Genomic DNA, 11,285 nt, shown 5'->3' with positions numbered 1-11,285 from the left:
CGGGAGAGGGCGCCGGGAAGTTTGAGGGTGTCAGGAAGTTTGTGTGTGAGGCTCTGATCTAGAAGGAGTTTCACCGATAATGACTGCGGTGTCACCGAAGAAAGGCCACGACCCGGCGAGGGTCAACGAGATCAGCGAGAAGCTGATGGAAAATCCTAAGCTGGCCAGCCTGATCAGCGAGCTGTCGACCACTGCTGACGATGCAAGCGACCTGGTCAAAGGCTTGTTGCAGGCATCAATCAACGCTGGTCTGCAGGCAGAGATGGATGCACATTTGGGCTACGGCCATGCCGACCGTAAGGCGAAGGCCCGGGTGGAAACCGCGCAGGAGAGCAATCACCGCAATGGGTCGTACACCAAGACCGTGAATTCTGGGTACGGCGCGTTGGAAGTGACCATGCCGAGGGATCGTGCCGGCACGTTTGCTCCAAAAATGGTGCCCAAAGGCTCCCGTCGGCTCACAGAGCTCGACGACATGATTATCTCGCTGTACGCCGGTGGGATGACCGTGCGCGATATTCAGCACCATCTCGCCACCACCCTGGGGGTGGGTATGAGCCCAGATACGATCAGCACGATCACCGACGCGGTGTTGGATGAGGTCATGATCTGGCAAAACCGCCAGCTAGACGAGTTCTACCCAGTGATATTCCTCGACGCGCTACGCGTGAAAATCCGCGATGGCCACCGCGTGGTCAATAAGGCCTGCTATATGGCGGTTGGTGTCGACATCGACGGCATCAAGCACATCCTGGGATTGTGGATCACCGTCAACGAAGGCGCTGCATTCTGGGCATCGGTGTGCGTGGATCTGGCCAACCGTGGCGTCCAGGACGTGTTCATTGTCTGCTGCGACGGGCTCAAAGGCCTGCCGGAAGCCGCGGAGGCAACCTGGCCGAATTCCATGGTGCAGACCTGTATCGTGCACCTGATTCGAGCTGCGAACCGGTGGGTGTCGTATCAGGACCGCAAATCTGTCTCCCGTGCGCTGCGAGAGGCAGTCCCGCCTTGAATGCCTTGGGACCAGGGGTTTTAATTCTCCATGGTTTCTACTAAAACGAAGACGTGGTCGACTTTGGCAGTTGTATAGAGATTCCCCAACGCGGTGAACACCTCTTTAACATCTTGAGATGTTAAGCGTTCACGCACAATTGTGGCTGTCCCTTTTGTCCCCGCAGGGGAGCCGTATTTCTCGAGTTCTTTTCTCAACAAGGCCATCTCATTTGATGGGCCACCTTGGAGAGACGGTCTTACAAATATCCGCTTCAAATCCATACCTGAACCATACCCCCCTTGATTGTTTCTGGTGCGGTAACAAAAGCCAGCTAAGCGTTAGCAAAAAGGCCACCAAAGCCAACGAAGCACGGCGCTTCCACCTGTTGGATCCTAACCGTGCAACATCGCCACCGAGAAGTCGTTTACGAAGCCCTCGAACCCCGCTCGTCTGGTTCGGTGACATCGTTCCGCATGTCTCATGAGATCGTTCCGGTTCATCCTGCACAGATGTCCCACCACATCGTTCCGGTGGACACGCCCCGGGCGAGAAGTGCCCCGCGGGTGTGAAAAACCATCTCTCGAGACATCGTTCCGCCATGCGTTTGGCAGCCGACATGAGCGGCAACGGAACGCTCGTCGGTAGGCAGTAGCCCTGCCTCCTCGTCTCCAGGGGCCGAACGCGACGATCCCTAGGCAGTTACCGCATCAGCCCACCTAGGAGCCCGCCACGCCGCACCCCGAGGCAATCCTCCCACCGCTTCAGCACACTCAGATCCGGCGCTCAATAGCCCTCAAAACCCTACTACACACCCCACCCCGGGGCACTTCAAAAACAAAAATCTCGAGACACCGTAGGAACGATGTCTCGAGACAACACATTGTGCCCGGGGGGGGACTTGAACCCCCACGTTCTTGCGAACACTGGCACCTGAAGCCAGCGCGTCTGCCAATTCCGCCACCCGGGCGGGCGACTTGATTAATATAGAACGCACCTCACAAAAACCACAAATCGCCAGCGCACACCGCCTTTTACCCCGCGCCTTTCACGGCGCCGACACGCTGCGCGGATAGGTCGTGTCGGGTGCGGCACCTATACTGTCCGGGTTACTTAAATTCTGATGTGAAGAAAGGAGGTGCGCAGGAAGTGGCAGTGATGGACAGGCTGGCAAAGCTGGACAGTTCTCTGCAGCGCGGCTTGGACAATTCCATGGCGGCGCTGTTCGGCGGCAAGGTTGTGCCTGAAGAGGTTGAGGAGCTGGTCAAGCAAGAAGCCCAGGACTCGCTGGTGGTCACGGACAGGGACGAGTATGTCGCCCCGAACGTGTACGCGGTGGGTGTGTCTTCGAAGGACTTGGAGAACCTGTCGCAGAACCGCGATCTTCCTGTGGACCTCGCCGATCAACTCATGCGCTACGTGCGCAACAAGCAGTGGTTCCTCGACGGCCCTGTTGTTGTGCGTATCGCGGAGGAGTCGGGTCTGCGCACTGGTCAGCTCCGGGTGTCCTCGTATATCGACACCATGCCGGATGTGGTCAGCGGCTTCGACGCCATTGTGGCGGAGCCGAAGAAGCGCAAGGCCTCGCGCTCGCAATTGAAGGAGGATGCAATGTCCGAACCTAACGCCAACCAGCCGCAGGCCGCTGCCGACACCGATGCGGCCACGGTGAGCCTGCTGCTTCAAGACGGCTCGTCGCGCACCTACCTGGTGCACGAGGGCTCCAACATTCTGGGCCGCTCCAACGACTCGGATTTCCGCCTGCCGGATACCGGTGTGTCGCGCCAGCACGCGGAGATCACCTGGGACGGCCAGGTGGCGGTGCTGGTGGATCTGCAGTCCACCAACGGCACCACGGTCAACGACGAGCCGGTGGAAAACTGGATGCTCGCGGACGGCGACGTGATCACGCTGGGCCATTCCAGCATTGAGGTCCGCATCATCGGCGGCGAAGACCAGCCGCAGGCCAGCGCCAACCAGCCGGAGTTCACGGACTCGGTGGCGCACCCCAGCACCGAATATTTCCGCCCGTAGAAGGGTTTCACATGGATTCGACCATGATCCTCAGCGCCCGCTTCGGCCTTTTGGCCTTGCTCTGGGTGTTCATTTTCTTGGTGATGTGGACGCAGAGGAAGGATGTGGTGTCGGCGGGCGGGACGATGCGTCGTAAGGCAAGTGCGTCTGCCCCTGCCCCCAGGGAGAAAGCGCGCACCCTTGCGGTAGTTGAGGGGCCGCTGAAAGGCTCCCACATGGAAATTGCCAGCTTGGAAGACTTGACTGTCGGTAGAGCCGGAGACAACGATTTCCAGCTGGGCGACGACTTCGCCTCCTCGCGCCACGCGCGCCTGTTCCGCAGGGGCAGCGACTGGTTCGTGGAGGACCTGGACTCGCGCAACGGCACCTTCGTCAACGGGGTGCGCATTGATCAGCCTGAGCGGGTGACCGTGGGCACGGACATGAAGATGGGACGCACGATTGTGAGGCTGATGCCGTGAAACTCGCGCTAAATTTCGTGGCCGTGTCCGACCGCGGCCTGGTCCGGACCAACAACGAGGACTCCGCGTACGCGGGCCCGCACCTGCTGGTGCTTGCGGACGGTATGGGCGGCCACGCCGCTGGCGAGGTAGCCAGCCAGCTCATGGTCGAGCACCTCGAGCACTTGGACCGCGACCCCGAGGACGCGGACATGCTCGCGCTTTTGGGCGCGGCAGCGGAGGACGGCAACGCCGCGATCGAGGCGTCTGTGGCTGAGCACCCCGAGCAGGCCGGCATGGGCACCACACTTACCGCGACGATGTTCAATGGCCGCGAGCTCGGCCTGATCCACGTGGGCGACTCCAGGGGCTATTTGCTTCGTAAAGGCGAACTGCGGCAGCTCACCGTCGACGACACCTTCGTCCAGTCGCTGGTGGACGGCGGCAAGCTCGCGCCCGAGGACGTCTCGTCGCACCCGCAGAAGTCCCTGATCCTGAAGGCCTACACCGGCCGGGCCGTGGAGCCGCACCTGGAGCTCATCGAGGTCAAGCCGGGCGACCGCGTGCTGTTGTGCTCCGACGGGTTGAGCGACCCGGTGACACAGCAGACCATTCAGCTCGCGCTCGGCGACGGCACCCCGGAGATGGCGGCGAACCGCCTGATCGAGTTGGCGCTGCGCTCCGGCGGGCCGGACAACGTCACCGTGGTGGTGGCGGAGGTCGTGGAGGCCGCCGAGGGCGACGCCACGGCAGAGACCCGCGCCGTGGTCAAAGCCGGCGCGCTGGACCCGGGCTACGAGTCGTCCCACCCGGACTCCGCCGCCTCCCGTGCCGCAGCGTTGCTGCGCAAGTCCGAGACCATCACTCCGGACCACAACCGGGCCAAGCTCCAGGACGCGGATGCTTCCGACGACGAGGAGGGCCACACTAGCGGCGCTGGGAAGAAGCAGCCGTCGTCGGTGTGGCCTTGGGTCGTCGCAACGCTAGTGCTTCTGCTGGTGCTTGCGGTGGCGGGCGTGATGTGGTCGCAGTCCCGCGCCACGGACGCCTACGTGCTGAAGGTGCAGGACTCCGGCGAGTTTGTGGTGCAGCACACCACTCGCGACAACCCGTTCGCGGACGCGAAAACCGAAGACATCCAGCGCGCCTGCTTAAACACCAAGGGCGAGATGCGCGTGATTTCCAAGGACACCAAGCCGGGCGATTGCAGCATCTTTGCCACCTCCGATCTGCCCAAGGACAAGCGCGAGGTCGAAGACGTCACCGGCTCCTACGATGACGTATTAGCCAAGTTGAATGAGTTGGCGGATCAGGCGCTGCCGGCCTGCACCGACAAGAAGAGCGCCGAGGAAGACACCTGCCGGGAGGTGCGATGAGCCGCCTAGTATCCCGCAGCCGCGAGCTGCTCCTCCTGTTGTTCGCCACAGGGCTCCTTGCGCTCATGCTCTTCGGCTTAGAGACGAGCCAAGGGCGCACCCTGTCCACCGAAATGCTCTACATCATCGGCGGATTCATGGGCGTCTACGCCATCGCGCACGTCGCCATCGCCTTTTTGGCGCCGTACGCGGACCAGGTGATGTTGCCCGTGGTGGCGCTGCTCAACGCCGTGGGCCTGGTGGTGATCTACCGTCTTGACCTGGCAGAACGCCCCGGTTACGGGCCGCTGGCGGAGCGCCAGATGCTGTGGTCCTTAGTTGGCGTGGGGCTGATGGTGCTGACCCTGGTGGTCATCCGCGACCACAAATCCCTGTCGCGCTACTCCTACCTTCTGGGCCTGGTGGGCCTGATCCTGCTGGCCCTGCCGCTGGTGTGGCCGCAGCCGCCGGGCTACGAGGAGGCACGCATCTGGCTGTGGCTGGGCCCGTTTTCCATCCAGCCGGGCGAGTTTTCCAAGATCCTGCTGCTGATCTTCTTCGCCCAGCTTTTGGCCCAGAAGCGCGCCCTGTTCACCGTGGCCGGCAAACGCTTTTTGGGCATGACCTTCCCGCGCATCCGCGACCTCGCGCCGATCCTCATGGTGTGGGCGATCGCGATTTTGATCATGGGCATCTCCAACGACTTCGGCCCGGCGCTGCTCCTGTTCGCCACCGTGCTGGGCATGGTCTACTTCGCCACCGGCCGCGCGTCCTGGCTATTCATCGGCGTCGGATTGGTGGCCGTAGGCGGCTACGCCGTCTACCAAGTCAGCTCCAAGATCCAGGAGCGCGTGTCCAACTTCATCGACCCGTTCACGGACTTCGACGGCATTGGCAACCAGCCCGCCAACGCCCTGATCAGCCTGAGCTGGGGCGGCATCACCGGCACCGGTCTGGGCTACGGCCACCCGGAGCTAGTGCCCGTGGCGCACTCCGACTACATCCTGGCCGCCATCGGCGAAGAGCTCGGCTTTGTGGGCATCGCCGCAGTGCTGTGCCTGTTCGCGGTGTTTATCACCCGCGGGTTCCGCACCGCCATGCAGGCGCGCGACTCCTACGGCAAGCTGCTCGCGTCCGGGTTGGCGCTGACCATTGTCATCCAGATCTTCGTGGTCGCCGGCGGCGTGTCCGCCATGCTGCCCATGACGGGCCTGACCACCCCGTTCATGTCCGCCGGCGGCTCGTCTGTGATGGCCAACTACATCCTGCTCGGGCTGCTTTTGCGCATCTCCAACAGCGCCAACCGCCCCGCGGACTACGACGCCGTGGCCGCCGGCACCGCGCGTCCTGAGGCGGTGGGTGCACGATGAACAAGTCCATCCGCTACGGCGCCGTGGTCGCGCTGCTGATGATCGCGGCGCTTATGGTCAACTTCACCGTGGTCCAGGGCCTGCGTGAAGACGAGTACGCGCAGAACCAGCACAACTCACGCATCCTCATGGACCTCAAACGCACCAACCGCGGCGACATCGTCGCGGGCGAGACCGTTCTGGCCCAGAGCCACCGCGACGAGGAAACCGGCTTCTACCAGCGCGCCTACCCCAACATGCCGTTCTCGTTCGCGCCCATCGTCGGTTTTGTCTCCGACCAGTTCGGCACCTCCCAGCTGGAGGCCACCCACAACGGCGATCTCACCGGTGATTCCGGCACCGCCTCGCGTTTCTTGCGCACCGGGCTCGAGGACGGCCAAAAGGGCGACACCGTCGACCTGACCCTGGACCCGAACCTGCAGGCGTTTTCGTACGACCAGCTGGTCAAGCCGGGCTTTGATGGTGCGGTGGTGGCCGTGAGGGCGTCGACAGGCGAAGTGCTCTCCATGGCATCAACCCCCAGCTTTGACCCCAACGGCATTGCCAACCCGGCGACCGCCGAGGGTGCCTGGTCCGAGGCCACCGGCAACCCCGCGAACCCGCTGTTAAACCACGCGGCGCAGGAGCAGCTGCCGCCAGGTTCGATTTTCAAGATCATCACCACCGCCGCGGGCCTGCGAAACGGCTTCACGCCGGAGTCGCCGCTGACCGGCGAGGCCAGCACGATCCTGCCGGGCACGGACAACATCCCGCTGACCAACTACGGCGGCCAGGCCTGCGCCGGTGGCGGACAGGTGCCGCTGCGCACCGCGTTCGCCCTGTCCTGCAATACCGCGTTCGTGCAGATGGGCCTTGCTATGGGCCCGGATTCGCTGCGCGACGCCGCCGCCCGCTTCGGCATCGGCGAGCGCTACAACCTGGGCCTGCCCAACGCCGCCGGCTCCCTGGGCGATCTGCCCGGCGGGGCCGAAGTGGCGCAGTCCGCCATCGGCCAGCGCGACGTGACCATGACTGCGCTGCAGGCGGCGATGATGTCTGCGACGATCGCCAATAAGGGCAAGCGCATGGAACCGCACGTGGTGCGGCAGGTGCGCAACGCCGACGGCAAAGTCCTGCACGAAACCGAGCCGGTGGAGCTGAACGAGGCCGTAACGGAACAAGAAGCCGCAACGATCACGGACTTGATGTTCGCGTCCGAGCGGTGGACCTTCGGCTACGACGGCAACGGCTTCGCCTCCAAGACCGGCACAGCCGAGCACGCCGAAGGCGCCGCCCCGCACGTGTGGTACGTGGCGTTCGACCCGGCCAAGGACGTCGCCGTTGCCGTGGTAGTGAAAAACGGCGGCAACATCGGCGAGGCCGCCACCGGCGGCCAAGTCGCCGGGCCGATCGGACGCGCCGTGTTGCGCGCAGCACCCGCCGCCCCCGCACCCGTGGAAGGAGCAGAGTAGATGAACACCGAAAACCGCGAGGCCCTGCAACAGCTCGTCGGCGACGGCTACAAGCTGCAGTGGATCATCGGCCACGGCGGCATGTCCACCGTGTGGCTGGCAGACGACCTTGCCAACGAGCGCGAGGTGGCCATCAAGGTGCTGCGCCCTGAGTACAGCTCCAACGCGGAGTTCCTCGCCCGCTTCCGCAACGAGGCTCTGTCCGCCCAGGGCATCAACTCCGACAACGTGGTGGCCACCTACGACTACCGCGAGGCAGACACCGACGCGGGCTCCACCGTCTGCTACATCATCATGGAGTACATCCGCGGCGAGTCGCTCGCGGACCTCATCGCCCGCGAAGGCCAGCTGGATGAGGCACTGGCGCTCGACGTGCTCGAGCAGGCCGCCCACGGCCTGGCCGTGATCCACCGCATGGGGCTGGTGCACCGCGACATCAAGCCGGGCAACCTCATGCTCACCCAGCACGGGCAGGTCAAGATCACGGACTTCGGCATCGCCAAGGCCGCCGCGGCCGTGCCCCTGACCCGCACGGGCATGGTGGTGGGCACCGCCCAGTACGTCTCCCCCGAGCAGGCCCAGGGCATGAAGGTCACCGCGGCGTCCGACGTGTACTCGCTGGGCGTGGTGGGCTACGAGCTGCTCTCCGGCAAGCGCCCCTTTAACGGCGATTCCTCCGTGTCCGTGGCGCTCGCGCACGTCTCCGCCGAACCGCCCGCGCTGCCCATTTCGGTCTCTGCCCCGGCGCGCGAGCTCATCGAGATCGCGCTGCGCAAGGACCCCGGCCAGCGCTTCCGCGACGGCAACGAGTTCCAGCTGGCCATCTCCCAAGTCCGCCAGGGCCTGCGCCCCGCCCAGCCGGGCGGCCACACCCAGGTGGTGGCCACCGAGCCGTCCGCTACCGCGTCCACCCAGATGCTGGCCAGCGTCGCCGAGGAGCGCACCTCCCGCCCCGAGGGCACCTACCCGCCGTCCGCAGCAAGAGCCGTTGCTTCTCGACGTCCTCCGGCTCCCCCCGCCCCCTCCCGCGTCGCGACACCAGCGCCGCGCGAACACGCGCCGGAGAAGAAGTCCTCCGCGGCCGGGCCTGTGATCTCCGCGATTTTGCTGCTCGCGCTGCTTACCGGCGGCGCCGCCTGGGCGTACACCGAGGGCGTGTTCGACCGCTTCACCGGCGGCGGCACCCCCACCACCCCGCGGCCCACCATGAGCGCAACCACGCCGACCCCGGAGGAAGAGGAAGAAGACACAGAAGAGCCGGTCACCGAAACCACCACCGAGCGCGAGCGCACCACGGTCACCGAGCCGCGCAACCCGGGCACCCTGCGCTTCGAGGAGTCCGAGGCCGACAACGCCCCGGCCCCTGCGGAGCCGTCCGCCGAACCCTCGGTTCCGTCCGCCGACGCTTCCGAACCGTCCGCCCCGTCTGCGACGACTCCTACGCAGCAAGCTGGAACACCGGAAGGCGCGACGTCGATAAGCAATCAGCCCGAGGTCACGAACTCACCGGCCCCTGCGGTAGAATTACCCAACCTTGATAGCTTGCTCGGAGGTGGCAGGTAAATGCTGATCGCGGACCGGTACGAACTCGGCGACATCATCGGCACCGGCGGCATGTCGGACGTGTATGCCGCCACCGACGTGTCCCTTGGGCGCGAAGTTGCCGTGAAGATGTTGAAGATCGACATGGCGCGCGACGAAAACTTCCGCGAACGCTTCCGCCGCGAAGCGCAAAACTCCGCGCGCCTGAACCACCCCAACATCGTCTCGGTCTACGACACCGGCTCCGTGGAAACCTCCGGCGTGGACGTGCCCTACATCGTGATGGAACTCGTCCACGGCATGAACCTGCGCGACATCGTGCGCAACGAAGGGCCGCTGTCCCCCGAGCGCGCCGCGAAACTGCTGCTGCCGGTCACCCGGGCGCTGCAGGCCAGCCACGACGCCGGCATCATCCACCGCGACATCAAACCCGCCAACATCATGGTCACCAACACCGGTGCCGTGAAGGTGATGGACTTCGGCATCGCGCGCGCACTGGATGATTCCACCTCCGCTATGACGCAAACCTCCGCCGTCATCGGCACCGCCCAGTACCTCTCCCCCGAGCAGGCCCGCGGCAAAGCCGCCGACGCGCGCAGCGACGTCTACGCGCTCGGCTGCGTGATGTACGAATCCGTCACCGGGGTGCCGCCGTTCGAGGGCGAATCCCCCTTCGCCGTGGCCTACCAGCATGTCCAGGAAGACCCGGTGCCGCCGTCCGAGCGCATCGCCGCGCCTCTGTCGGACAACGAGGCGGTCAACGTGGACTCCGTCATCCTCACCGCGATGGCGAAACACCCCGCCGACAGGTACCAGACCGCCGACGAAATGGGCGCTGACCTGGCGCTTCTAGAGCACGGCAACGTCACCACCGCCGCCCGCAACCACCTCGCCGCCGCAGAACAAGCCGTGGGCGCGCACGCCGTGGACTCGCCGTCCCAGGACCACACCGTTGTGGTTGGGGACGTGGTGCGCGAACCCGTGGTGCGCAGAGAAGCATCTGCCTCATCCGGGCACACGCGCTACGCCGACCACCGCGCCGCCAACGAGAAAACCTCCTCCAACTGGCTCAAGTGGCTCTCCGCGCTGCTCGGCCTGCTGCTCGCGGGCGCGGTGTGCTGGTTCGTGTACGACTACTTCTCCGTGAACAAGGACACCGCTGAGGTAGTGCAAGAAGAAATGGTGCCCGTGCCCGAACTCATGGACATGCCGCGCAACGACGCCGTCCGCGAACTCGAGCACCTCGGCTTCGAAGTCTCCGTGATGGAAGAGCCCAGCCCCGAGATCAAACGCGGCAATGTCATCTCCACCAACCCCGCCGCGGGCTCCGAGCTCAAGCGCGGCACCCAGATCACGCTGACCGTCTCCTCCGGCAAGGAGATGACCGACGTGCCGGACGTGACCAACCTGACAGCCGAAGAAGCCATCGAGGAACTGAAGAAGGCCGGGCTGGAACTCAACCCCAACGTGCGCCGCGAATCCTCCGACAGCATCGAAGAGGGCGTCATCACGTCGCAGCAGCCCGCCGGCGGCACCCAGATTGCCAAGGGCTCGCGCATCGCCATCACCGTCTCCTCCGGGCCGGAAATGGTGCAGGTGCCGTCCCTGGTGGGCCTCAACGTCGAGCAGGCCACCGCGACCCTGTCTTCCCTGCAGCTGCGCTCCACGGTCACTAGCGTGGACTCGATCAAGCCGGAGGGGCAGGTGCTCGCCGTCGCGGGCGAAAACACCGACGTCGAATCCGGCACCACCATCGAGCTGCGCGTCTCCAACGGCATGCTCATGAAAATGCCGGATATCACCCGCCAGAGCCCCGAGGAGGCCGAAAAGGCGCTCCACGACGCCGGCTGGAACGGCCGCTTCGTGCCCGGCCCGACGGTGCCCACCGGCGCGCTTGTCGACGACGGGCTGATCGGCCACCAGGAAGTCGCCGCTGGCGAAACCATCCGCAAGGACCAGGCCATCGGCTACAACCTGTGGAAGTTCGATGCGGGCAAACTCATTCCGCAGAATAACGCGGCCGCAGGGCAGGCTGATACAGTTCAACCCCAGAACGCGAACACCGCGCTGCGCAACATGCAGCGCGAGCTAGGGCTTTAGGC

The 11,285-nt window shown here is 64.8% G+C and carries 8 protein-coding genes, 1 tRNA gene and 1 pseudogene; 8 read left to right on the top strand and 2 right to left on the bottom strand.

Annotated elements, in window-relative coordinates; all coding sequences use genetic code 11:
- Positions 1-79: 79 nt before the first annotated feature.
- A pseudogene (locus CAFEA_RS00240) lies at positions 80-994 on the top strand (IS256 family transposase); the annotation flags it as partial.
- Between the two features lie 38 nt (positions 995-1,032).
- Here the strand turns inward: CAFEA_RS00240 and CAFEA_RS00235 are convergent.
- The gene (locus CAFEA_RS00235; RefSeq protein WP_143313358.1) at positions 1,033-1,275 is read right to left on the bottom strand and encodes a hypothetical protein; all 243 of its coding nucleotides are present in this window, start codon (positions 1,273-1,275) and stop codon (positions 1,033-1,035) included.
- 602 nt (positions 1,276-1,877) lie between these two features.
- Positions 1,878-1,961: transfer RNA gene (locus CAFEA_RS00230), tRNA-Leu, on the bottom strand.
- A gap of 179 nt (positions 1,962-2,140) precedes the next feature.
- On the opposite strand from CAFEA_RS00230, the gene CAFEA_RS00225 reads away from it, so the two are divergent.
- From CAFEA_RS00225 to pknB, 7 genes are read left to right on the top strand one after another with little or no spacing between them, the layout of a single operon-like run.
- Positions 2,141-3,025: an FHA domain-containing protein gene (locus CAFEA_RS00225; RefSeq protein WP_063938651.1), complete on the top strand. Its 885-nt coding sequence runs from the start codon at positions 2,141-2,143 to the stop codon at positions 3,023-3,025.
- 11 nt (positions 3,026-3,036) lie between these two features.
- Positions 3,037-3,486 carry an FHA domain-containing protein FhaB/FipA gene (locus tag CAFEA_RS00220; protein ID WP_034996765.1) on the top strand — a complete coding sequence of 150 codons (450 nt, stop codon included), beginning with the start codon at positions 3,037-3,039 and terminating at the stop codon, positions 3,484-3,486.
- Entirely contained in the window at positions 3,483-4,841 is a 1,359-nt protein-coding gene (locus CAFEA_RS00215) for a PP2C family protein-serine/threonine phosphatase (protein WP_063938650.1), read from the top strand. Before CAFEA_RS00220 ends, CAFEA_RS00215 begins: the two co-directional genes overlap by 4 nt.
- Positions 4,838-6,190, top strand: coding sequence for an FtsW/RodA/SpoVE family cell cycle protein (locus CAFEA_RS00210; protein ID WP_063938649.1), 1,353 nt, complete (start codon positions 4,838-4,840; stop codon positions 6,188-6,190). Before CAFEA_RS00215 ends, CAFEA_RS00210 begins: the two co-directional genes overlap by 4 nt.
- Positions 6,187-7,641 (top strand): penicillin-binding transpeptidase domain-containing protein, encoded by a 1,455-nt coding sequence (locus CAFEA_RS00205; RefSeq protein WP_063938648.1) that lies wholly within the window; start codon positions 6,187-6,189, stop codon positions 7,639-7,641. Before CAFEA_RS00210 ends, CAFEA_RS00205 begins: the two co-directional genes overlap by 4 nt.
- Positions 7,642-9,204: a serine/threonine-protein kinase gene (locus CAFEA_RS00200; RefSeq protein ID WP_063938647.1), complete on the top strand. Its 1,563-nt coding sequence runs from the start codon at positions 7,642-7,644 to the stop codon at positions 9,202-9,204. It begins immediately after the preceding gene.
- Entirely contained in the window at positions 9,205-11,283 is a 2,079-nt protein-coding gene (gene pknB, locus CAFEA_RS00195) for a Stk1 family PASTA domain-containing Ser/Thr kinase (protein WP_063938646.1), read from the top strand.
- Positions 11,284-11,285 lie beyond the last annotated feature (2 nt).

It is taken from the genome of Corynebacterium afermentans subsp. afermentans (genome assembly GCF_030408355.1).
Classification (GTDB): domain Bacteria; phylum Actinomycetota; class Actinomycetes; order Mycobacteriales; family Mycobacteriaceae; genus Corynebacterium; species Corynebacterium afermentans.
Note: the sequence above shows the minus strand (reverse complement) of the source record. Positions and strands in the feature narration are given on the sequence as shown.